The sequence below is a fragment of the Pseudomonas sp. CP4 genome (assembly GCF_047758505.1).
Classification (GTDB): Bacteria; Pseudomonadota; Gammaproteobacteria; order Pseudomonadales; family Pseudomonadaceae; genus Aquipseudomonas; species Aquipseudomonas fluorescens_AO.
Genome location: NZ_CP180489.1, coordinates 3,454,595 through 3,476,602, shown reverse-complemented (window position 1 = coordinate 3,476,602; position 22,008 = coordinate 3,454,595). Strand labels below are relative to the sequence as shown.

Annotated in this window: 19 protein-coding genes and 1 pseudogene; all 20 read right to left on the bottom strand. The window is 61.3% G+C overall.

Annotation, left to right across the window (positions count from 1 at the left end; genetic code table 11):
* Window position 1: 1 nt before the first annotated feature.
* Entirely contained in the window at window positions 2–1,003 is a 1,002-nt protein-coding gene (locus tag ACMYUN_RS15435) for a serine/threonine-protein kinase (RefSeq protein WP_415761059.1), read from the bottom strand.
* Entirely contained in the window at window positions 1,000–1,728 is a 729-nt protein-coding gene (locus tag ACMYUN_RS15430; protein WP_016772513.1) for a PP2C family protein-serine/threonine phosphatase, read from the bottom strand. Before ACMYUN_RS15430 ends, ACMYUN_RS15435 begins: the two co-directional genes overlap by 4 nt.
* Window positions 1,728–5,267 carry a type VI secretion system membrane subunit TssM gene (gene tssM / locus ACMYUN_RS15425; protein ID WP_083353834.1) on the bottom strand — a complete coding sequence of 1,180 codons (3,540 nt, stop codon included), beginning with the start codon at window positions 5,265–5,267 and terminating at the stop codon, window positions 1,728–1,730. The genes ACMYUN_RS15430 and tssM overlap by 1 nt, the downstream gene beginning before the upstream one ends.
* A 14-nt stretch (window positions 5,268–5,281) precedes the next feature.
* Window positions 5,282–6,157, bottom strand: coding sequence for a type IVB secretion system protein IcmH/DotU (icmH, locus tag ACMYUN_RS15420; protein WP_016772511.1), 876 nt, complete (start codon window positions 6,155–6,157; stop codon window positions 5,282–5,284).
* A gap of 5 nt (window positions 6,158–6,162) precedes the next feature.
* The gene (tssK, locus tag ACMYUN_RS15415) at window positions 6,163–7,494 is read right to left on the bottom strand and encodes a type VI secretion system baseplate subunit TssK (protein ID WP_016772510.1); all 1,332 of its coding nucleotides are present in this window, start codon (window positions 7,492–7,494) and stop codon (window positions 6,163–6,165) included.
* Window positions 7,495–7,496: 2 nt separating this feature from the next.
* Window positions 7,497–7,997, bottom strand: a complete 501-nt coding sequence (tssJ, locus tag ACMYUN_RS15410; RefSeq protein WP_016772509.1) for a type VI secretion system lipoprotein TssJ — start codon at window positions 7,995–7,997, stop codon at window positions 7,497–7,499.
* 5 nt (window positions 7,998–8,002) lie between these two features.
* Window positions 8,003–9,199, bottom strand: a complete 1,197-nt coding sequence (tagH, locus tag ACMYUN_RS15405; RefSeq protein WP_056790868.1) for a type VI secretion system-associated FHA domain protein TagH — start codon at window positions 9,197–9,199, stop codon at window positions 8,003–8,005.
* A gap of 18 nt (window positions 9,200–9,217) precedes the next feature.
* On the bottom strand, window positions 9,218–9,358 hold the full coding sequence (locus tag ACMYUN_RS15400) for a hypothetical protein (protein ID WP_003229566.1): 141 nt from the start codon (window positions 9,356–9,358) through the stop codon (window positions 9,218–9,220).
* Between the two features lie 297 nt (window positions 9,359–9,655).
* Window positions 9,656–11,176 carry a sigma-54 interaction domain-containing protein gene (locus tag ACMYUN_RS15395; protein ID WP_415761058.1) on the bottom strand — a complete coding sequence of 507 codons (1,521 nt, stop codon included), beginning with the start codon at window positions 11,174–11,176 and terminating at the stop codon, window positions 9,656–9,658.
* A gap of 10 nt (window positions 11,177–11,186) precedes the next feature.
* The gene (gene tssH / locus ACMYUN_RS15390) at window positions 11,187–13,844 is read right to left on the bottom strand and encodes a type VI secretion system ATPase TssH (RefSeq protein WP_415761057.1); all 2,658 of its coding nucleotides are present in this window, start codon (window positions 13,842–13,844) and stop codon (window positions 11,187–11,189) included.
* Between the two features lie 11 nt (window positions 13,845–13,855).
* Entirely contained in the window at window positions 13,856–14,863 is a 1,008-nt protein-coding gene (gene tssG / locus ACMYUN_RS15385) for a type VI secretion system baseplate subunit TssG (RefSeq protein WP_024014824.1), read from the bottom strand.
* A complete protein-coding gene (gene tssF, locus ACMYUN_RS15380; RefSeq protein WP_039757337.1) occupies window positions 14,827–16,614 on the bottom strand; it encodes a type VI secretion system baseplate subunit TssF in 1,788 nt (595 codons plus the stop codon). The genes tssG and tssF overlap by 37 nt, the downstream gene beginning before the upstream one ends.
* A gap of 27 nt (window positions 16,615–16,641) precedes the next feature.
* Window positions 16,642–17,094 (bottom strand): hypothetical protein, encoded by a 453-nt coding sequence (locus ACMYUN_RS15375; RefSeq protein ID WP_039757336.1) that lies wholly within the window; start codon window positions 17,092–17,094, stop codon window positions 16,642–16,644.
* Entirely contained in the window at window positions 17,091–17,450 is a 360-nt protein-coding gene (locus ACMYUN_RS15370) for a hypothetical protein (RefSeq protein WP_415761056.1), read from the bottom strand. The genes ACMYUN_RS15375 and ACMYUN_RS15370 overlap by 4 nt, the downstream gene beginning before the upstream one ends.
* Before the next feature lie 40 nt (window positions 17,451–17,490).
* The gene (locus tag ACMYUN_RS15365; RefSeq protein WP_039757332.1) at window positions 17,491–17,868 is read right to left on the bottom strand and encodes a hypothetical protein; all 378 of its coding nucleotides are present in this window, start codon (window positions 17,866–17,868) and stop codon (window positions 17,491–17,493) included.
* Window positions 17,869–17,890: 22 nt separating this feature from the next.
* The gene (locus ACMYUN_RS15360) at window positions 17,891–18,298 is read right to left on the bottom strand and encodes a hypothetical protein (RefSeq protein ID WP_205884319.1); all 408 of its coding nucleotides are present in this window, start codon (window positions 18,296–18,298) and stop codon (window positions 17,891–17,893) included.
* Window positions 18,295–18,678: a hypothetical protein gene (locus ACMYUN_RS15355; protein WP_039757329.1), complete on the bottom strand. Its 384-nt coding sequence runs from the start codon at window positions 18,676–18,678 to the stop codon at window positions 18,295–18,297. Before ACMYUN_RS15355 ends, ACMYUN_RS15360 begins: the two co-directional genes overlap by 4 nt.
* A gap of 1,108 nt (window positions 18,679–19,786) precedes the next feature.
* Window positions 19,787–20,080 (bottom strand): annotated as a pseudogene (locus ACMYUN_RS15350) (PAAR domain-containing protein); the annotation flags it as partial.
* A gap of 11 nt (window positions 20,081–20,091) precedes the next feature.
* Window positions 20,092–20,499, bottom strand: a complete 408-nt coding sequence (gene tssE, locus ACMYUN_RS15345) for a type VI secretion system baseplate subunit TssE (RefSeq protein WP_007920274.1) — start codon at window positions 20,497–20,499, stop codon at window positions 20,092–20,094.
* Window positions 20,500–20,508: 9 nt separating this feature from the next.
* Window positions 20,509–21,984, bottom strand: coding sequence for a type VI secretion system contractile sheath large subunit (gene tssC, locus ACMYUN_RS15340; RefSeq protein WP_016772499.1), 1,476 nt, complete (start codon window positions 21,982–21,984; stop codon window positions 20,509–20,511).
* Window positions 21,985–22,008: the final 24 nt, after the last annotated feature.

Below are 22,008 nucleotides of genomic sequence, written 5' to 3'. Positions count from 1 at the left end.
GTTACGCCCGAAGTCGCAGACGTTGCAGCCAGGACGAAGTGGCGCCCAAGGCGTCACGCAGTTGTTGGGCAGTGATGGTGCGTTCTGCCGGGTTGAAGCTCAGTGCGGTTCGCAGCGCTTGCCAGCCTTGTTGGGGTAGATTCGCTGGGGCGCGCAGCTCGCGCTCCAGGTGCTCGTCGCGGGCCTGGGTCGAGGGCAAGCGGCGGAACGGGTGTTTGCCGCCCGCCAGTTCATAGATCACGCAGGCCACGCCGTACACGTCCGCGCTGGCCGACAACGGTTGGCCCTCAAGCAGTTCGGGGGCGGCGTAGCCCGGGGTCCAGGCGTTGAAGCGCTCGCGGCTCAGGTGCGGCAGGCCGGGCAAGGTGCCCTCTTCTGCCTGCCCCAGACCAAAGTCGAACAGGCGCAGGCCGTCTTCGCTGAGCATGACGTTGCTCGGTTTCAGGTCACCGTGCAGCACGCCGCGACGGTGGGCATAGGCCAGCGTGTCGAGCAGCGGCAGGACGATGTCGCGCAATTCTTGCCACGGCAGGCCGAGGGGCCGCTCGCAGAGCAATTTGTCCAGGGTCAGGCCACGCATGTATTCCATGGTGATGAAGGCCCGCTGGCAATCGGTGTCGACTTCAAAGGTGTGTGCACGCACAACGTTGTCGTGGCGCAGGCGTCGGGTCAGGGCGAACTCGCTGTAGAGCAAGGCACTGGCATCCGGCGATTCGGCAAATTCTTCGCTGAGGATTTTCAGCGCAATGTAGGGGTCGGGATCGCCGAACTGCTCATGCAGCAGATCCCGCGCCCGGTAAACGGCGCCCATGCCACCCGCCCCGAGCAGACGCTCGAGGTGGTAGCGACCGGCGAGTACATCCGGCAGCGCACCGATGCTGGCCTTGGTCGGCGTCAGCAGCGGTTCGGCCTTGTTGCCCTTGGCGAAGGCGAAGTAGGTCAGGTTGCTGGCCTGTTCTTCGCTGATCAGCAGGTCATCGATGGGCGATTCGAGTTCACTCATTGGCGGATCACCACGGCAGTCAGGTTGTCGCGCGCGGCGCCACGCAGAGCGCCGTCGAACAAACGTTCCAGCGCGACATGCGGCGCGCTGAGGCTGAGGGCGTTGCCGAGGGCGTCGCTGCTCAGGCCCTGATACAAACCATCGCTGCAAAGCAAAAACACATCGCCCGGATAGACCTCGAGTTCAAGCACATCCAGGGTCAGTGTGTCAGCGGCACCGACGGCTCGGGTGAGTGCCTGAGCCGCCGGGTGTGCTGCCGCCTGTTCGACGCTCATTTGCTGCTCGTCGATCAGTTGCTGTTGCAGCGAATGGTCCTTGGACAGCTGATACAAACGCTGCCCGCGCCACAGGTAGCAACGGCTGTCGCCGGCCCAGATACAGGCCGCGCGATTGCCTTCCACCAACAGCGCGACGACGGTGCTGCCCATGATGCTGTCGTGACGCCCGGCGGTGACGGTCAACTCCTGCCCCAAACGCCGGTTCAGCCAGTGCAGGCACTGGCGGATGGCTTTGAGGCGTTCGTCGAAGTCCTCGTGTTGCGGCAACTCAGCCAGGCTGGCGACGATCAACTGGCTGGCGATGTCGCCACCCTGATGACCGCCCATGCCGTCCGCGACCACCCACAGCCCATGCTGCGGCGAGTCGAGGAAGGCATCTTCGTTGCGCGCCCGCACCTTGCCCGGGTCGGTACGCGCCGCGCTGCGCCAGGGACTGGCCACCAGCATCAGAGCTGCACCGGCATACGGAAGGTACGCAGTACGCCCATGTCAAACGGGTTCGGCGTGCGCTGGCTGGTCAGCAGGTAGTTGGCGCGCAGGCCGCCCACGTCGGCTTTCAGTACCAGCACGTCGCGACCGTTCAGGTACTCGGTCTGCATCAGGTCGAAGAGACGGAACAGCGACCATGGGCCGGAGTTCTTCTCGATCCCGATCGGGCGCCCGGCCATCTTGTCCATGACCAGGCTGGTGCGCCCGTCTTCAGCATCGGTCGGCCACTTGAAGGTCATAGGCAGGATCGGGCCGTGACGGTATTCCATGGTCTTGTCGCCGAATTTGAATTCGGAACGGCTGACCGCCGGATCGAGGGTGTACGGCTCCAGTTTGAACTGCACGGTCGGCTCGGCCGGGTTGATCGAGAAGAAGCTCTGGCGAATGGTCTGCGCCGCCGCCATCTGATCGAGGTAGACCTTCGATACCGGCAGGCTGTGACCGTCGACGCTGCGCATGCGGTAGTTGCCCGGATCGCCGCTGACGAACGGACGCATGTAGCTGTCGAAGAAGCGGTCGACGGTACCTTGAGCACGGAAGAACTCGCGGAAGTCGCTGATCGCCACATCGCTGGTGCTGCTGGCGCTGAACGGGTAACGCTTGCTGATGGTTTTGCCATACACGCTGTACAGCTCGTTCTGATAACGACCGTTCAGGTATTGATAGGCATCGTTGAGCACCAGGCGCCACGAGTCTTCGGCCAGCACGTTGAACCACACGCTCAGCGGGCGCGGCAGACGACCGGAGGCATTGCGCAGGTTGGTCAGCGCATCACGCTGGCCGCTCATGCGCGTCTTGGCCATCTCGAACGCGGCTTGCTCCGGCGTGCTGGAACGGGCCAGACCGGCCAGTTGCAGTTGCAGGTCGTTGAGCGCGCTGAACGCTGGCGTGAGGTCAGCGCCCGGGCCGTTGTTGTCATCAAGCAGACGATGCAGCGGTTCGAAGCGCCGTTGCAGGGATTTCTTCGCGGTATCCGGCAGGTTCTTCGCCACGTTCAGCGCCGAAGCCTTGTCGGCGGCAGCCGCGGCGAGTTTGCCGACCTTGCCCAGCTTGCCCTTCTGCCCGGCCAGCGCATCGGCGGCTTCACCGGCTTCATCGACCGGATCAGCAGCGGCTTCGAAGCGGGTGTTTTCACGTACTTCGGTGAGCAATGCGAGAACCGGCGAGTTGGCCGACGTCAGGCCCGCCAGTTGCTCGGCGCCTTCGCCGGCGTCGCTGATCGGTGGCAATGCGACCTGGCCAACGGCTTCGCTCCAGTAGTTGGCGTAGTCGCGGAAGTACAGCTGCTCGAGCTCGACCATCAGGCGACGCAAGTCCATGTCGCTGATGCCCGCGCCTTCGCCCAGCACCCAGTTGTCACGCAGGATATCGGTGACCAGCGCCGCGCCCTGCACCGAGAAATACTGCTGATAACCCTGTTGGGTGTAGAAACCCGGGATCACGTATTCCGTGCCGATGAACAACGAGCCTTGCGGGCCGAGGTGTTGGCTGAAGCGGTAATCCGGCAGGTTGCGCGCCTGCTCGCGGAGCATGCGGTAAACCACGTTGGCCAGCGATTCGCTGCGCAGAACCTGACGCGCTTGGGTCACCAGTTGATCGTTCAGCGGATAGATGAACGGCTGCTTGAGCAAACGCTCAAGGTGCGTGTTCAGACCATTCTGCACCGCGGTGTTGCCGGTGTAGCGCTGCGACCAGTCAGTGGCGACCCAGTCCTTGAGCCACGCCGCGTCGCGACGATCCTTCATGTTCAGCATCAGGTACGCACGCAGACTGTTGAGCAGGCGATCGCGGTCCTTCATGTTGGCGCGGATCTGCCCTTCGAGCATGGTCGCGACCCGTGGCAGCAACTGCGCTTCCAGCTCACGCTCGTAGGCGGTTTTCACCACCGGGTTGATCTCTTCGCCCTGATACAGGCCGCCACGCTCGTGGTACGAGACGTCGCCCTTGCTCGGGAACACCTGGGTCGCAGCGTAGCTGGTGTCGAGAACTTTCAGCACGCCCATGGCGTCATCGCGCGGCGTCACGGCCGAGCGTTGCTGGGTCCAGTTCTGCGCCAGCGTGCGCAGGTTTTCCAAGCGCTCGTAGTTGGCCGAGAAACCACCGGCCCAGAGCATGCCGAACAGTGCCAGTGCCGCCAGTGCACCGACGTACAGCGCACGCTGGCCCCAATGAATGCGGCTGCGCTCGCGCTTGTCCAGACCGGCCAGATCGGCCTCGGGGAAAATCACCTGGCTGAGCAAGTGGTGGATGAACCGCGAACGACCGCTGCGCAGAGTCGGCAGCACGCCGGCGTTCATGCCCAGGCTGGCGCCGATGCCGGCGGTGGTCGAATCCATTTCCTGGGTCAGGTGCGGTGCGCTGGTCAGATAGAAACCGCGCAGTTGCGTGGCGCGCTGATAGCGGTTGCCGGTGAACGCCATGTCGACGAACAGGCATAGGCGCTCGCCGATCTGCCCCAACTGATGCGGGAAGTCGAGGATGCGGCCTCGGCGCTGAGTGTCGCGCTCGGAGTGCATGCGCATGATCACTTGGCTGTTCAGGCGGCGCAGCAGCTCTTCGAACTCGTTGCGCAGGACCGCGACGTCGGTGCCGACCTGATCCTTGCGGAAACTGGTGCCGAGCACTTGATCGCTTTCTTCGCGGGTCAGTTGATCGAAGAACTCGTCGAAGCCGAGCAGCTTGTCAGCCTTGCTCAGGACCAGATACACCGGCACGTCGACGTGCAGTTTCTGGTGCACGTCCTGCAGACGGCTGCGCACTTGGCGCGCGAGGGTGTCGATGTCCTGCTCGCTGCCACCGGTGAGGGTTTCCACCGGAATGGTCACCAGCACGCCGTTCAACGGACGGCCGCGACGACGCTTGCGCAGCAGCTCCAGCAGGGTGGTCCAGGCGTTGCCGTCGACTTCCGCGTCCGGTTGAGTGGTGTAGCGCCCGGCGGTGTCGATCAGTACACCGTGATCGGCGAAATACCAGTCGCAATGACGGGTGCCGAGGGTATCGCGGGTCAGCTTGCGGTCGATCTTGTTGATCGGAAATTCCAGACCGGAGAAGTCCAGCAGGCTGGTCTTGCCCGAGGCCTGCGGACCGATCAGCAGGTACCACGGCAAGTCACTGCGCCAGCGCTCGCTGCGACCGCGATACAGGCTCGAGGTCTTCAGGGTTTTCAGCGCGTCTTTAAAACGCGCCTTCAACTCTTTCTGTTCCTCGTCGATCAGCTCTTCGCGACGAATGCGGTCCTGGCCGTCCTCGCTTTCTTCCTCGGCTTTCTTGCGGATACCCGCGCGCCAGCTGACGAAGACCATGGTCAGGCCCCAGATCAGGAACAGCACGCTGATGGTCAGCAGGCGCGAGGTCGCGCTTTCCCAGAACTTGTAATCATCGACCGCCAACAACGGGCCGACGAACCACACCAGCAGCGCCACAAACAGCACCAGCAGCAGAGTCCAGACCCAGGTCTGGCGCAGGAAGGCGCCGACTTTCTTGAAAAACTTTTTCATCACACGTCCCTGTTTTACGGCTGCGCCTGCGGTTGCACCGCGGCTGGATCAAGCGGCTGATAAGGATGCAGAACGGTGTCGCGTTGTTCGCTCAGGACCCAAGCGAAGCCCGAATACATCACCACCAGGCAGACCAGAGTAAAGAGCACCACCATCCACGCCGGCACGATGCGCACCAGATTGCGGCGCTGGTCGTTGAGGCCTTCCCAGTGCGGCGACAACTCGCGCGGCACGTCGCCGCGCAACTGACGGATCTGCCGGTACAAGGCGTCGCGGATGCCTTCGAGTTCGAGCATGCCGCGCGCCTGAACGCGGTACTTGCCCTCGAAACCGAGGGACAGGCACAGGTACATCAGTTCGAGCATCGGCAGGTGCTTGACCGGGTTTTTCGACAGCCGATCGAGCAGCTGGAAAAACTTCTCGCCGCCGAAGGTTTCGTTGTGGAAGCTGCTCAGCAGGCTCATCTGCGACCACTCGCTTTCGTTGCCCCACGGTGTGGTCACGACGGCTTCGTCGACCACGGTGCAGAGCACGTAACGCGCGGCCATCACCTGGCTGCTTTCGGCGCCGTTGTGCAGGGCGCGTACTTCAAACAATTTCAGCCCGGCGGTCAGCCGCTCATTCAGCGCATACAGGTCTTCGCGTGTTTCGCTGTGCTTGAGACGCACCACTTCCGAAAGCAGGTCGGACGAGGCCGCGACCAGCGAGTTGAGGCTGATGTTGAACGCCTCCGCCGGACGCAGGCGCGCGGCGTAGATCATGCGTTCTTCCAGTTGCTCGAAACGCGGCGGCGCGGCGAAGTCGGTCAGCGGACTCGATGCCGGTCCGTGGCCCTGACGGTCGAGCAGGACGGTTTTGTCGTCCTGGTTGTAATCCGTTTCCTTGATCATGTCGGTCAGTTCCTGATGGCCCAGAATTTCAGTTCAAGCTCGGCGAATTCGCCGGACACGTGGAACGCGAAACCGCCGGAGCGCTCGAGTTGTGCCAGGTCTTCGGAACTGAGTTCGAGGATGAAATAGGTTTTGTTCGAGTGGAACGCGATCTGCCGTGGGGCCACCGGCAACGGTTTGACCTTGATCCCCGGCAAGTGCAGGTTGACCAGTTGGCGGATGCGTTCCACCGGGCCGACCTTGAGGTGCTGCGGCAAGCGCTGACGCAGTTCTTCGGAGTCGCAGTTGGCACTGGCTGCCAGCACGAACGAGGCCGAGCCGAGCAGTTTGTGGTCGTGCAACGGCGAGACGATGATGCCGTACTGACGCGCCTGCAGGATCAGTTCGATGGCGTGCTGTTCGAGCACCATCGACAGCACCTGACGGATCGCTTCCATCAGTTTGCGGAAGCTCGCGCCCTGATCGGCGTGGGAATAGCGGCTGTCCAGACGCGGGCGTTTGCTCTCGCCGGAGAAGGTCGCCAGATCGCCGAGCATGGTCAGCAGCGTGCGATACAACTCTTCCGGATGCACTTGTTCCAGACCGAGGTAATGGCGCAGCAGCAGTTCGGTACGGTTAATCAGTTGCAGCATCATGAAGTCGCCGACTTCAGCGCCGCCGACCTTGCCATTGGAGCGAATTCGCTCGGCGATGGTGTCGCCACGGTGGCTGAGCATGCTGATGACTTCTTTCAGGCACGACAGCAGGTAGCTGGAGGCGTGGGCCTGAATGTAGGTCGGGACGAAATCCGGGTCGAGGCTGATCACGCCGTCGGGCGTGGTGTCGAGCACGTCGCAGATTTTCAGCTTCACGTAGGCCTGATCGCTCTGCTGCTCGCCGAGCAACAGTTTGAAGTCCGGACGACCGCAGCTGACCTGGCTGGCAGAATCGTCGCCGGCGTTGGAATCGGCGACTTCGGCGTCATACGCGGTGTAGCGCGCGAGCACGTCGGATTGCTCCGGGCGCCGGGCCTCGATGTGGTTGCCGGTGACCAGCGGCAGCGCCAGATAGATCGGCGTGTTGCCGGTGTTCGGCGGCACGTCCAGCGCCAGCGGCTCGGTGTTGCCACCGAGTTCGAACAGGCTGCCGTCCGGCAGAATCCCCGAGGCTTCACTGATCACCAGTTTGCCCATGTTGAGGAACTGCAAGTCGATTTCCAGATTGAGAAAACCCCAGGTGTAGCCACCGAGCAATTGCGTGCGGGTTTTCATCTGGTGATCGTAGTAACGATCGTTGTGCTGGAAGTGCTGCGGTCGCAGCAGCATGCCTTCCTGCCAAATGACTTTATGGGTGTTCATGATCAGTCATCCGCCTTGGCGAGCACTTGTTGGGTATTGCGGATACCGGCCTGATCGAGGGTCAGATCAGCCTCGGTGAGTTCCAGCGGAGTGATCTGCACGGTGTGGCGCCATTGCGTATCCGGCAGGTCGCGATAGGCAGCGAGGATGCCCACGTAACGGCTGCCCTCCTCCACGCTGAGTTTCAGTTCCACGGTTTCACCGGGGCGCAGTTCGAGTTCTTCGCTGGCCACCAGGTCCGGGTTGAGGGATTCCTTGGCGCGCTCGTAGAGGCTGAAGAAATCAGCGTTCTCGAAGGTCACCGGGTGCTTGAGTTCGAACAGGCGCACGACGATCGGCGACGGCCGCCCGTTGAGGTCCGGGTTGAGCTGGTCGCTGCCGGTCAGTTTGAGGTTGATCTTGGTCACTTTCGAGTACGGCGACAGCGACGAGCAACCGGCAAGCAGCACCAGCACGGTGAGCGCAGTCAGCGTCTTGAAAAAAGCGGTCGAGCGGCGAGACATGCGCATCATCCTTGGTGGTCGGTGTGGAGGGTGGAGATCAGGCGGATCTGTTCTTCGTAAGCCTGGGCAAAGTCGCGGGCCAGCAGACGCTCGCTCCAGTCATCGTCCTGACGCAGTGCCTGGTGGTAGCGGCCGAATGCTCTCCAGCGCCCGCCCGAAGTGGCGATCAATGGCTTGTTGTCACGCTCGAACCGCAGGGTCAATTGTTCTGGCGAGAAGTGCTCCAGCGTGCCACGCACGGCGGCGCGACTGGCGGTGAGCAAAGCCACTTGGTGCGCCTGCAGATCACGGAATGCGCGGGAGATCGCCTGCTCGGCCGGCAGGTGTCCGGGCTTGCTTGGCTGCAACAGAATCTGCAGTGCTTCGCTCGGATCGACGGCAAATTTCAGCGGGTTCTTGTTGGTGCCTTGCACAGTGGTCTGGGCCAGACGCAATTCGTTTTTCAGTTCGGAGCGGGTCCGCAGGCTCTGCTGCAAACCGCCGATGCTCTGGCGCAGCAAGCGCGCAGCGTTCAGCGCCAGCGCTTCGCGCTCGTCGTGGCTGAGGCCTTTGACGTCGACGCCCAGCGCCGCGCCGAAGTGCTCCCAGAAACCTTCGCTCTGACGCTCAACGGCTTTCGGCGCAGGCGCCGGCTCGGGCTCGACCGGGGCAGCAATCAGCTCCGGGACCATCAGGCTTTCCATGTCGATGCGCGCGTAGTCGGCACGCTGACGGGAGTCTTCCGGCTTAGCGGTAGGCGACAGTAGTTCGTCGATTTCCGAGTACACGCGCTCTTGCTGTTCGAGGGCATTGAGCGGGTCGAGATCGAGGAACGCGTCGTCCGGAATGATGCTGCCAGCCGCGCGCGGGCGGCCGACTTCGCCGTCGAAGGTCGCCGGGTCACGAACCAGCCGCGCGCGGATCTCGAAGTCGCCGAGAATGTAGGTGCTGCCGTGCTCGATGCGCACCGGCTCGCCCTTGTGCAGGCGCGCGCCGCTGCTGCCGTCCTGGACACCGTTGCTGCTGGTGTCGGTAAGGAAGAACGAGCCCTCGCGGTAGCTGACAATCGCGTGGTGATTGGACAGGTGACGCTTGCGGTCAGGGATGATCCAGTCGCAGTCCTCGCCGCGCCCGATCACGCCACCGGCCTGCTTGAAGGTCCGCTGGCACAGCTCGGTGGGCACGAACTGCTTGGTGTTCAGCATTTCGAAAACCAATTCCATGTTTGATGCTCCTTGCGGTCACTTGCCGCGATTGACCGCTTGCGGATCACCCAACGGGCGATAGTCGTTGTCGTTGAATTTGTAATTGCCGCTACAGCCGCCAAGGCCGCATAGAACGACGAGGGTCAGCAGGACAGCGTGCCAGTGACGAACAGACATCAGAGGGTCTCCAGGTGTAGACAAAGCACAAAGCGCCGACCCTTGCGGGCGGCGCTGAAATAAGTTTTTGAGGTGGGCTCGAAGCCTCTAGATCGGGGCCTTGAGCCATAGCCTGGAGGTACGGCGACCTCCCGTGGCGAGGGGACTTGTCCCCGTTGGGGTGCGCAGCGCCCCCAAAACCTGCCAGCGCGATTTCTCAGTGAAACCGTATGTACCGGACTGCGACTGCTGCGCAGCCGGACGGGGATAAATCCCCTCGCCACAGGGTATGTGTTGGGTTCGAAGAAGTGCTGTAGCTCAACCATCAAAGTCACCCAAATTGATATTCAGGCGCCCGAGGCGGTACAGCAGCGTGCGCCGTGGCAGGCCCAGTTCGCGGGCCGCGAGGGTCTGGTTGCCATCGTTCTTGCGCAGGCAATCGAGCAGCAAGGTGCGCTCGACCTGCTCCAGCCGTTCGCGCAGATTCAGGCCGCTGTTGTCTTCCGGCATCGCTTCCAGGCGAAGGGAAAAATGCTCGGCGAGCAATTCGCCGCCCTCGCAGAGCAACACCGCACGCTCGACCAGTGCCTTGAGTTCGCGAACGTTGCCGGGAAAGGTGTAACCGCATAGATGCTCCAGCGCCGAGTCCGACCAGCGCACCGGATCACGCTGCAGAAACGTGCAGGTCTTCTCGGCGAAATGCCGGGCCAGGTCGAGGATGTCGCCTTCGCGCTGACGCAGGGCCGGCAGTTCGATCGGGAATTGCTTGAGGCGGTAATACAAGTCCTCGCGGAACTTGCCTTCGCTGACCAGCGCCGCCAGATCACGGTGCGTCGCGGCGATGATGCGCACGTCGATCTTGTGGGTGTCGTTGGAACCCAGCGGACGAATCTCGCCTTCCTGCAACACACGCAGAATCTTCGCTTGCAGCGACAACGGCATGTCACCGATTTCGTCGAGCAGCAACGTGCCGCCATTGGCCGCATCGAACAGCCCGGCACGGTCGCGATCGGCACCGGTGAAGGCGCCTTTGCGGTAGCCGAACAGCTCGCTTTCCAGCAGGTTTTCCGGGAACGCTGCGCAGTTCTGCACGATGAACGCCTGGGAGCGACGCGGGCCGCAATCGTGAATCGCCCGCGCCACCACTTCCTTGCCGGTGCCGGTCTCGCCACGCAACAGCACGGTGTACGGGCTGTGGAGGATCTTGCTGATCAGCGAGTAGGTCTGGCGCATCGCCGCGCTTTTGCCGATCAGGCCGTAGCCGCTGATGCTCGGCACGCTGCGTGTAGCCGTGATCAATTCGGCGGTTGGCTGACGCAGGCGTTGCAGCAGATGCAGTTGGCCGAGCACGAACGAGCCGAGTTGGCCGAGGGAATCGGCGAAACCTTGCAGGTTAGTACGCCGGCGGCTGGCGCAGAGCAGCAAGCCCTCGACCGACTTGTGCTGATTGACCAGCGGCACGCACAACAGCGACTGCCACGGCGTGCTCGCCGCCGGCAGAAAACTGGTTTCGTGCAGGCTGCCGGTCAGGTCGTCGAGGCACACCACGCGGTTCTGGCACAGGGCGAATTGCAGCAGTTGTTCACCGTTGTAATCGGCTGGCAGGCTCGCCGCCTGACGCGGTTGCAGCGCGCCGTCGAGGCACTCGGCGTTCATCCCCAGGCAGGTGTGGGTGGCGTCGAGCAGGTACAGCTGCGTCAGTTCGCAGCCGCTCAGCTCGGCCAACCCACGGACGAATTCACCCAGCAGCGCAGCACTGTCCGCCGCGCGCGACAGACTGGCGAACTGCGCCAGCAACGCTTCGGCGTAGACCAGTGGCTGCGGCACCTGAGTGAACATCACGCCCACCTCAGACGAACTCGCACGTCACGCTGGAGTTGCCGTCGAGCGTGGCATGCACACGCTTGAGGCTTTCGCCGGTCGCCATCGCGTCGAGCAGACGGTCGGCCACCAGCGGCAGTACGTGTTGATCGAGCAGATGATCGATCAGGCGCGCGCCGCTTTCGCTTTGCGTGCAGCGCTCGGACAGGTGATCGACGAGGTTCTGGCACCAGCTGAACTCCAGCTGACGACGGTTCAGGCGCTCGCCGAGACGGCCGAGTTTGATCTCGATCAGCTCGCGCAGCACCGGGCCGCCCACCGGGTAGTACGGCACCACTTCCATCCGCGCCAGCAGCGCCGGTTTGAAGTGTTTGCTGAGCACCGGGCGAATGGTTTCTTCGAGCACTTCGGCGGTCGGCCGCGCGCCGTCTTCGCAGAGTTCGCTGATCTTGTCGCTGCCAAGGTTGGAGGTCATCAGGATCAACGTATTGCGGAAGTCGATCTCGCGACCTTCGCCATCGTTGGCCACGCCTTTGTCGAAGATTTGGTAGAACAGGTTGAGCACGTCCGGATCAGCCTTCTCGACTTCATCGAGCAACACCACCGAATACGGCTTTTGACGCACGGCTTCGGTGAGCATGCCGCCCTCGCCGTAACCGACGTAGCCCGGTGGCGCACCGATCAGGCGCGAGACGGTGTGCTTCTCCTGGAATTCGGACATGTTGATCGTGGTGATGAAGCGATCGCCGCCATACAGCAGGTCCGCCAGTGCCAGCGCGGTTTCGGTTTTGCCGACGCCGCTCGGGCCGACCAGCAGGAACACACCGACCGGTGCGTCAGGCTTGTTCAGACCGGCAGCGGTGGCGCGCATCGAGCGATCCAGCGCGTGCACGGCTTGCTCCTGACCACGGATGCGTGTGCGCAAATCGGTGGCAAAACTGGCGACCTTGGCGTTGTGCTCGCGGGCCAGCTGCGCCAACGGCACGCCGGTCCAGGCGCTGATCACTTCGGCAACCAGACGCGGGCAGACTTCGAAGCTGACCAGACGTTCTTTGACTTGCGCAGCGGTCAACGCGGCGTGGGTTTCATGCAGCTGAGCTTCCAGCGCTTCGACGCTCTGGCCTTCTTCGACTTCGGCGACCACGGTTTCAATCACGGTGCCTTCGGCGTCTTCTTCCACGCTGACGGTCGGCTCGACGGCTGCGGCTTCGCGGGCCTTGGCCAGTTGCTGACGCAGTTCCAGCAGGCGCTCGGCCAGTGCTTTTTGCTCATTCCACAAGGTCTCGAGCGCAACCATCTCGCTTTCGGCTTCGTCCAGACGCGCTTCCAGTGCTTCCAGCGCTTCGTGGTCGATCAGCAGGCCAGCTTCGGCATCGCGGCGCAGCGCCTGACGCTGACGGCCACCTTCCGCCAGTTCGCCACGCAGGCGCTCGAGACTTTCCGGGGCCGCAGCGAGGCTGATGCGCACGCGGGCGCACGCAGTGTCGAGGACGTCGACAGCCTTGTCCGGCAATTGCCGACCGGCCAGGTAACGCGCGGACAATTCAGCAGCGGACACCACCGCGTCATCGCGCAGGTAGATGCCGTGGCTCTTCTCGTAGACCTGAGCCAGACCACGCAGAATGGTCACCGCTTCGCTGACAGTCGGTTCGTGCAGTTGCACGGGCTGGAAGCGACGGGCCAGCGCCGGGTCTTTCTCGAAGTATTTCTTGTACTCGGCCCAGGTGGTCGCGGCGATGGTGCGCAGTTCGCCACGGGCCAGCGCCGGTTTCAGCAGGTTGGCCGCGTCGGAACCGCCGGCATTGCCGCCCGCGCCGATCAGCGTGTGGGCTTCGTCGATAAACAGGATGATCGGTTTCGGCGAGGCTTTGACCTCGTCGATCACGCCTTTCAAACGACGCTCGAATTCACCTTTGACGCTGGCGCCGGCCTGCAACAGGCCCATGTCCAGCGACAGCAATTCAACGCCTTTGAGCACCTGCGGCACTTCACCGGCAGCGATGCGCGAAGCCAGACCTTCGACGATGGCGGTCTTACCGACACCGGCCTCACCGACGACAATCGGGTTGTTCTTGCGGCGACGGGCGAGGATGTCGACCATCTGCCGAATCGCGCCGTCACGGCAAAGTACCGGGTCGAGTTTGCCGTCGCGGGCCTGTTGGGTCAGGTTGTGGGTGAAGCGCTGCAACAGCGACTCGCCTTGCGCCGCCGGTTTGCCGTTAGCCGCCGGTTGCTCTTGTTGCGACAGGGCAAATTCTTTCAGGCGATCGATGTTCAGCTTGGCGAGCAGCGGCTGATAACGGCTGCCGGCATAACGCATCGGATTGCGCAGCAGCGCAAGGATCAGCGCCGCATCTTCAACCTGGGTCTGGCCCAGTTCGAGGTTGGCCACCAGCAGTGCGTCTTGCAGCCACTGCACCAGTTCCGGGGCGAACACCGGGTTGCGCGAAGCGCTGTGCTCGACCCGCGATTGCAATGCAGCGGTCAGTTCACCGGCGTCGACGTCAGCATCTTGCAACGCGCGCGACAGCAAGCCGTTCGGGCGTTCGAGCAAGCCCAGCAGCAAGTCTTCGACCAGAATCTTGCTGCCGCCACGGGCGACGCAACGCTCCGCCGAACGCTCCAGATCACGACGGGTTTCGGCGTCCAGCGCCTGGATGAGTTGTTGCAGGTCTACGTTGATCATGGCTCACGTCCTTAATGAATTTTGCTGCCCAGGGTCACCACGCCGTCCGCTTTTTCGCGGCCCAGCCAACTGGTCCAACCGAGGCGACAGGCGTTCTGCTCACCGATGCGCAGCTCGCGGATTTCTTCCTGGCGCAGGACCAGGCGAATGTCGTAATCGAGCGGGTCACGCAAGGTGAACCGCACCAGCGCGCAGAGCGGCTGGTAGCCGAAACCGATCGGCAGGAATTCATGGAATCGCTGCCAGTCGAGTTCGGTGATGTGAATGCGGAATTTGCCGCTGCGATCGCGCACGTGTTCGCCCAGCACCAGGTCTTCGCCGAGTACGCTGTTGGCGCGGCCCAAACGATTGCGCTGCTCGTCGAGAATTTCCACGCGGCGCTCGATGCACTGCTCGATGACCAGGTCTTCGTGCTTGAAGTAGTAACGCAGCACGGCTTCGATCAACGCCGCCGAGTGCGCTCGCAAACTGAGCAGGCCGAGGTACGGCAGCAGGCGTTTCCAGTTGAGTTCCTTGGCCTTGCGGATCTCGTCGCCGCCCAGGCCGATCAACGCAAACAGCTGCGCCGAGAACGGGTCGATCGCGCCGCTCTGGAAGCTCGCGCGGTAACGGTACTTGCGCCAGATCGGCAGCATCAGCCGTTGCAGGCGATGGTGGAACAGGTCGAGGAAATTGCGTGTCGGGTTGCCGTCTTCGCTGTCGCCCAGAGCCTGTTCGCCGTAAAACGCTGGCAGCGGCGAACCGGAGCCGACCAGACCGATCAGGTTGAAACGCATGCGCGCGCGCATCTTGCCGTGCTCTTCGAAAAACTCCACGCGATCGACGTCGCTGCGCGGAAAGCCCAGGCTCGGGTTGGCCTGAAACTCGACCTGATCGTACAGATCGTCTTCGCTCAGATGCGGGTGTGCCTCGCGCAGCCGGTCGATCACCAGCAGCACGGCCTGAAACAGCGAGTACTCGCGTATTACCTTGGTCAGCCCGCTTAAAGCAGAGGCTGCAGGCCCATACGTGGTGTCCATTGGTACACCTCTCCCTGTGTGCTTTTTACCCGCAGCTCATGGAATGAATTGAGACTGGCGTAAAGCGCGAAAAACTCGTTGAGAACCGAAGCGAAGACGAACAGGTCGCCTTCGCCGATATAGCCTTCCGGGTCGATGGTCAGTTCGGTGCGCAGACCGCGTACCGGCAGACCGCGATGCAGGCGGTCGACGTGGTGATGCTTGATGTGCTTCAGGCCGCCGAGCAGGCGTTTGCTGACCTTTTCCGCGTGCTGGTCGTAGTAGCGAGGCAAGTCGTAGGTTTCCAGAATCACCTTCAACGCATTGACGTCGGCCAGCGACAGATAGTTAAGCGACATGTTGCTGATCAGCTTCCACAGGAAGTCACGGTTCAGCGGCGGCGCGAAGCTCGACGTGGCCGGGGTGATGTTGCGGAAACTGAGGAATTCCGGGGTCTGCTCGCTGGCCATGCAGATGTCGCCGAGCTTGAGCTTTTTCGGCAGGTTCTGGTTGGTGCACATCAGCTCGATCGACAGGGTTTCGTGGGCTTCGGTGTGGCGAATGCCGAAGCTCAGGTAAGTGTCGAGGCCGTCATGCAACAGCGACGAACGCTGGCGGATGCTGTAATGCGGACGGCTGTTGGGCACATCGAAACTCGGGTCGTGCTCGAAGGACTCGAACGGCACGTACTCCTGATAACCGAGGCCGCCGGGTTTCCAGCCGGTCACGGTTTCCACCGAGAACACACCGCAGTTTTCCAGGTCGTATTCCGCCGGCAGCAGGAGGTACTCATCCTGCTTGCCATCGAGACGAATCGGCAGCGCGTCGTGCTCGAACAGATTGACGATCGGCGTGCAGAACAGCTTCACGTTATCGAGCGTCGGGCGCATGCGCATGATGCCGCTCTTGCGAATGTCAAAACGCAATTCGAGGCCGCGCATCTGCTTGAGGGTGTCTTCCGGCAGCGCCTTGAGAATGTCCAGACCGTTGACGTCGACGAAGAGGAATTTGTCCTGGAAGGCGAAGTATTCCTGCAAATAGCGATAGCCACGGAAGGTGTTCAGCGGATAGGGGATCAGCGCCTCTTCTTCGGCAAAGCCCACCGGTTTCACCCGGTCGCCGGGAATCTTGAACGCCATCGGCTTGCCGCTGACGCCATCGATCGGCTTGCCGGCGCCGTCGAGCGGGATCAGTTCGATGCCATCAAGATTGCGCAGCAGGCTCAGATACAGCATCTGGCTGATGTAGCGCTCGCCGGCAAAGTGCAGGCGCAATTTGCTCAGCTCCAGTTCGCCGAGGTGGCCGTCAGCGCTCATTTCCAGGCGCAGGCTGAGCAGCGAGCCATCGCCCTTCACCGAGTAATTCAGCGCGGCCAGATCCAGCGGCAACACCTCGGTCGGGTAGCAGGTGCGGAAACGGCAGCGCACGTCTTCGATCGGCTTGCTCTCGATCGGCGTATCGCGCTCAACCAGCAGCGCCGGACCGGAGCGCTTGAGCGGATCGAACTGCAAAATGCTGAACGCCGGCAGCGGGCGCATGTAGTTCGGCCACAACAGTTGCATCAGCGAATGGCTGAGCTCCGGCAGCTCGTCATCAAGCTTCTGCCGCAGGCGCCCGGTCAGAAACGCAAAGCCTTCGAGCAACCGCTCCACATCCGGATCCCGCCCGGCCTGGCCCAGATACGGCGCCAACGCCGGACTACGCTCGGCGAAACGGCGACCGAGCTGGCGCAGTGCGGTGAGTTCGCTTTGGTAGTAGTGGTTAAAGGACACGGGTTACCTGCCTGGTAGTGGAACTCATCAAAAAAATATCCTGTAGAGCGCGACGGTCACGCCGGCACAGACATAGCCGCCAATCAGCAGGAACGGCACAACCGAGATCCAGCCGTACGCCATGTAAGCATCACTCAGCGGACGGACGATCAGACTGAACAAGCCATACAGCATCCAGGGCACGGCATAGAACGGGATGAACTTCACTGGCGCCCACCAAACCATCCGCAATGCCTGTTGCTCGTTCCGGCGCTGCGCCGATCGGGACATCCACAGCGAGAAACCCAGAAGCCCGGGAACGCCCCACCACAACAGGTACTGCCAATAAATTCCGGATGACTCGGATGTTAAATACTCGCCATTCCACAGGTCATAGGAAGTAATCGCCAACACCGCCAGCAGTGGCAGCCACAACGCAGCCATGAAGAAGCTGAGTTGCGCGCGACTGAGCATAAGCATCTCGCTTGATGAGTCGGTCATCTGCGAACCTCCACAGCGTGATCCATGCACCATGTGCGGACATCGCGCTTGTCGAAGCCTGCGCACCCATTGTCTTTTGCGATCACGCGATATGAATGTTCAGGGACGTACGCAAAAAAGTAATAGTTGTCCCTGTCCTCACCGTAGAGCCAGTAAGACGAAGAACCTTGATTGATTTCGTAAGGTTCGAATGTCCAGATGGACGACTGCGCAGGGATAAAATTTTCGCGGTCCATCAGCAACATCAAAGCGTTGGAAAGCGCGTGCGCAGAAAAATAGAGCATGCAGGCGAACGCTCCCACCACGAATAGCAAGCGCTGCAGCCAAATCATTCCGAAGCGACCTGAATCGGTCATGCATCCGCCTCCTGCCCCGGGGTCGCTGGCACGTATCTATTCATCGCTGCGCAACTCCCTGTTTTTGCGGCGTGATCGCGACACCCGTATAGACATAGAGCTCTTCACCGCCGTAGCCACCAATTGCCGCAGCGCTGAGTGGATGGCTGTCCCTGGTGCCATATCGAACCCAGCCTTCAGTCCACATCCCACCATTTTCGTGACGAATTTCCACGTAATAGTCCGGCGCTTCGTGCTTGGTAATCTCGACGAATACCCCGCCATCCTCGGCTCCAACCCACAACGCGTGGGGATGAGCGAACAGCTTTGGCTCGGTCGAGCTTTCCATTCGCACCAGCAGCGTCAAGCCGACCACAATCGTCAGCAAACCGACCGAGCTGAGAAAAGCGATGAGGCATTGCCAGGCTCTGAGTTTCATCGAGCCAACCCGAACAAGTGCTTCATGGGCAGAGAGCCCCGTTATCGACTGTCCACGAACGGACTGCTTTTTCTTCGGTTTTTTTGGTGCTCGCTATTTCATTTCGCAAGGTCTGCGCATCGATAGACTTAGTCGCGTTCTGGCTTCTGATCGACAGGCTGTACTGGTCGCTGATCTGACCCGATACGTCTTCACCGAATGACTGGTAGTTACCGATGGAACTGCGCTGGTTCTGGTTTAACGTGAAACTGCGTGGCTGATCGTCATAGTTGGAGTCGTTCGCCAGCGTCAGCTCCAGTGGTACTCCACAAGTGTTCAGCAGGTAAACATCATTGCGATAGACCTGCTGCGCAGCGCATGCAGTCAGCGAAACGAAGCACGCGAAGAAGCTTGCCCATCTCATCATCAAAATCGTCCTTGGCAGTTTCATGGACAAACCGATGCCTCGCTGATTGTCCACTCGCGCTGTGTCCCTTCGCTGACCTTTCGCACACCATTCAGGCGCGTACTCAACTCATGGCCGTCGATGGTCCTGGTACCAGCGGCGTCCTTGATCGTCAGCAGGTAATTGCCCGGAATTTGCTCAAACACGTCTTCGCCATAAGAGACAAAGCTTGCCACCAGCGCGCGCTCGCCTTCCCCGACCTTCATGTTGCGGTCCAGCGAATGCATGTTGGAGCTGTTGGAAGCCTTCAATTCCAGAAGCTGGCCGCAGCGGTTTTCGATGTACACGTGGTTGTTGTAAACCTGCTGCGCAGCGCAGCCGTACAGAGAAAAAACCATCAGGATGAAGCCGGCGAATCTAGTCATCAAATTCGATCCTTGCCAGCCAGAGCAGGCTTTTAACGTCTTGCTCGGAAGCGGCCATGCGCATCTGCAAACTGGAAGCCGACTGGGTATAGCTGCTGAAATAATGCATGACATCCACTTCCCCCGTGCCTGGCGTCGGGTGGTTCGCCTTGGGGTTCTGCATCAACGTAGAGGTTTCTTTGTGGGTCCAGGAATAACTCGGGATGAGTCCGCCACCGTATTCGTTGAGAATCAAATGCCCAAACTCGTGGGCCGAGGTCTCTTTGAACTCCTCCCGGGCAAAGTTGGCAGCATTCGCAGCCGTGAGGCCTTGCCGCTTGACGAGTTGGTCAAAGGCATAACCGGCGTTGTGATAAACCTTTCTGGCAATCGCAAGACTGGTGGAACGACCGAAGTCCGCCGACAGCGAATCAATCAGAGGGAAATTCCCGGCTTTGGGCTCGACGTTGATCTCGGTTTTGACGGTGACTTTGTACAGGCCTTTGCTGGTCGTGATGCCCTCAGCGATACCGCCGCCGCGTGAGCCATTACGCGACCAGTACAACTCGATACCTTCCTTGGCCCAGCCGAGCAACGTGCTGAAAGGCGTGGGTACCAGTCCGGCGGTGGAACCACTACTGCCGCCGTCTGAAAAGCTCGGGCGTAACGTGACTTCAACGGTCTTGGCGTTGCGGTCGATGCGCGTATCGACCCACTTCACCTCTCCAGCCGAGCAATCAAGCTTCACTTCAGTCACGTGCTGTTTCCCCGCCCCGGTCGCGGTGAGGCGCACTTTCAGGTTCGGGCTTTTCAGGACTTTGGTATCAAGGATGCCGGCCGTGTCGTAGCCGTCCCATTGCCATGGATGCTTGCCTGGTGGCAGGAACGGCGCAGTGTTGGCTTCGGCGTATACCAGCTTCTCGCCGTCCAGCACTTCCAGCTTCACACTGTCAGCTGCGTCCATGCGGTTCTCGACAACGAAATCGACCAACTCACGGTTTTTCGATGTTCCTGATTTCAGCTCGTCGAAGTCTGGAATTTCCAGCGGCGTCAGTACCGAGTTGCCACCGGACTTCAAACCCAGTCGGTAATCCAGCGCCGCGACAAGCGCTATAGCGGCAAGCCCCGAAAATGGCGCTGGCGTATGCGAATTGCCGATAATCACCGTCCCTGAACCCGCCGTAACCTTGTTCCCGTGAGAGCCAACGGAGCCGACCGTGGCGGCCGGTTTTCCGTTGATCAACACGGTTGTCGCAAGATCGCCGACCATCGCACCACCACACGCCGAGACATCGCCTTGGCGGGCGGCCGCGAGGCCGTCGAAGAACACGTCGCCGGAACCGGCGGCGATCGGGTTGGTGCCGTGGCCGGGGAGCGGGCAAGCGGTGGGGTCGGATACGCGTGCTGCGGGTTTGCCAGACATCGGGGATCTCCTTAGGTGACCTTGACTTGACCGCTGCCATCCAGGCGCGCGGAGAAACTGACCTGACGCTTGAAACCCTCGACTTCCAGCAGGCCTTCGATACTGAAGGCCAGGCGAAGTTGATCGTGGTCACGCGGCAGGGAAATGACACGCACGTTGCTCAGGCGCGGCTCGTAGGCTTCGATGAAGTTTTCGATGGCCAGGCGGGCCTGACTCAGGGAGTCGTGCAGGCTCAGGCGCATGTCATTGAGATCGGGCAACCCGTAGTCGGCCAGCGTTTGCACGCTGCCGGCCCGGGTGCTGAGCATTTTGGCCAGATGGGCAGCCACTGACGCCATGGCACAAGCCTCAAGGCTGTTGCCCTTGCGTAGTTGTGCGTCGCCGTTGAGGCGTTCGAACAGGCTGCCGTATCCGTCCATGAGTCGCTCTTACTCTTTGTCCAGCTTGCCAACCAGCGACAGGGTGAAATCGGCACCCATGTATTTGAAGTGCGGACGCACGTTCAAGCTCACGCGATACCAGCCCGGCTCGCCTTCAACGTCGCTGACGATCACTTGCGCAGCACGCAGCGGACGACGGCCACGGACTTCGGCGCTCGGGTTTTCCTGGTCGGCAACGTACTGACGGATCCACTTGTTCAGTTCCAGCTCGAGGTCGGTACGCTCTTTCCACGAACCGAGTTGCTCGCGCTGCAGCACTTTCAAGTAGTGAGCCAGACGGTTGACGATCATCATGTACGGCAGTTGGGTGCCGAGCTTGTAGTTCAGCTCTGCCGCCTTGCCTTCTGCGCTGATGCCGAAGAACTTCGGCTTCTGCACCGAGCTTGCGGAGAAGAACGCCGCGTTGTCGGAGCCTTTGCGCATGGTCAGGGAGATGAAGCCTTCCTCGGCCAGTTCGTATTCACGACGGTCGGAAACCAGAACTTCAGTAGGGATCTTGGTTTCGATTTCGCCCATGCTTTCGAAGTGGTGCAACGGCAGGTCTTCAACCGCGCCACCGCTCTGCGGGCCGATGATGTTCGGGCACCAGCGGAATTTGGCGAAGCTGTCGGTCAGCTTGGTGCCGAACGCGTAAGCGGTGTTGCCCCACAGGTAGTGCTCGTGGCTGTTGGCAACGGTTTCCTTGTACACGAACGACTTGACCGGGTTTTCTTCCGGATCGTACGGGTTACGCAGCAGGAAACGCGGCACGGTCAGGCCAACGTAGCGCGAGTCTTCCGAGGTACGGAAGCTCTGCCATTTGGCGAATTGCGGGCCTTCGAAGTGGTCTTTCAGATCTTTCAGATCCGGCAGGCCGGTGAAGCTTTCCAGGCCGAAGAATTTCGGCCCGGCAGCAGCGATGAACGGCGCGTGGGACATGCACGAAACGCTGGCCACGTACTGCATCAGCTTGACGTCTGGCGAGCTTGGCGACATGTAGTAGTTGGCGATGATCGCGCCCACCGGCTGACCACCGAACTGGCCGTATTCAGCGGTGTAGATGTGCTTGTACAGGCCCGACTGCATGACTTCCGGCGAATCTTCGAAATCGTCCAGCAGGTCTTCTTTGGAGACGTTGAGGATTTCGATCTTGATGTTTTCGCGGAAGTTGGTGCGGTCGACCAGCAACTGCAGACCACGCCACGACGATTCCAGCGCCTGGAAATCCGGGTGGTGCAGGATCTCGTCCATCTGACGGCTGAGCTTGGCATCGATCTCGGCGATCATGCGGTCAACCATGGCTTTCTTGACCGGCTCACCGTTGTTCTGCGGCTTGAGCAGCTCTTCGATGAACGCCGACACGCCACGCTTGGCGATGTCGTAGGCTTCGTCGTCCGGGGTCAGACGGGTTTCGGCGATGATGCTGTCGAGAATGCTGTATTCGCCGCTGGCGGCGCTCTTCTCTTGTGCTGCGCTAGTGCTCATTGTGTTGGCTTCCTTGGCTACTGG

Excerpts from the sequence above, each read along its gene's own strand:
- tssJ (WP_016772509.1), bottom strand. The coding sequence starts at position 7,997 with ATGTCTCGCCGCTCGACCGCTTTTTTCAAGACGCTGACTGCGCTCACC.
- ACMYUN_RS15355 (WP_039757329.1), bottom strand. The coding sequence starts at position 18,678 with ATGACTAGATTCGCCGGCTTCATCCTGATGGTTTTTTCTCTGTACGGC.
- ACMYUN_RS15430 (WP_016772513.1), bottom strand. The coding sequence starts at position 1,728 with ATGCTGGTGGCCAGTCCCTGGCGCAGCGCGGCGCGTACCGACCCGGGC.
- ACMYUN_RS15365 (WP_039757332.1), bottom strand. The coding sequence starts at position 17,868 with ATGAAACTCAGAGCCTGGCAATGCCTCATCGCTTTTCTCAGCTCGGTC.
- ACMYUN_RS15375 (WP_039757336.1), bottom strand. The coding sequence starts at position 17,094 with ATGACCGACTCATCAAGCGAGATGCTTATGCTCAGTCGCGCGCAACTC.
- tssM (WP_083353834.1), bottom strand. The coding sequence starts at position 5,267 with ATGAAAAAGTTTTTCAAGAAAGTCGGCGCCTTCCTGCGCCAGACCTGG.
- ACMYUN_RS15395 (WP_415761058.1), bottom strand. The coding sequence starts at position 11,176 with ATGTTCACTCAGGTGCCGCAGCCACTGGTCTACGCCGAAGCGTTGCTG.
- tssC (WP_016772499.1), bottom strand. The coding sequence starts at position 21,984 with ATGAGCACTAGCGCAGCACAAGAGAAGAGCGCCGCCAGCGGCGAATAC.
- ACMYUN_RS15400 (WP_003229566.1), bottom strand. The coding sequence starts at position 9,358 with ATGTCTGTTCGTCACTGGCACGCTGTCCTGCTGACCCTCGTCGTTCTA.
- icmH (WP_016772511.1), bottom strand. The coding sequence starts at position 6,157 with ATGATCAAGGAAACGGATTACAACCAGGACGACAAAACCGTCCTGCTC.
- tagH (WP_056790868.1), bottom strand. The coding sequence starts at position 9,199 with ATGGAATTGGTTTTCGAAATGCTGAACACCAAGCAGTTCGTGCCCACC.
- ACMYUN_RS15360 (WP_205884319.1), bottom strand. The coding sequence starts at position 18,298 with ATGAAACTGCCAAGGACGATTTTGATGATGAGATGGGCAAGCTTCTTC.
- tssH (WP_415761057.1), bottom strand. The coding sequence starts at position 13,844 with ATGATCAACGTAGACCTGCAACAACTCATCCAGGCGCTGGACGCCGAA.
- tssK (WP_016772510.1), bottom strand. The coding sequence starts at position 7,494 with ATGAACACCCATAAAGTCATTTGGCAGGAAGGCATGCTGCTGCGACCG.
- ACMYUN_RS15370 (WP_415761056.1), bottom strand. The coding sequence starts at position 17,450 with ATGACCGATTCAGGTCGCTTCGGAATGATTTGGCTGCAGCGCTTGCTA.
- ACMYUN_RS15435 (WP_415761059.1), bottom strand. The coding sequence starts at position 1,003 with ATGAGTGAACTCGAATCGCCCATCGATGACCTGCTGATCAGCGAAGAA.
- tssG (WP_024014824.1), bottom strand. The coding sequence starts at position 14,863 with ATGGACACCACGTATGGGCCTGCAGCCTCTGCTTTAAGCGGGCTGACC.
- tssE (WP_007920274.1), bottom strand. The coding sequence starts at position 20,499 with ATGGACGGATACGGCAGCCTGTTCGAACGCCTCAACGGCGACGCACAA.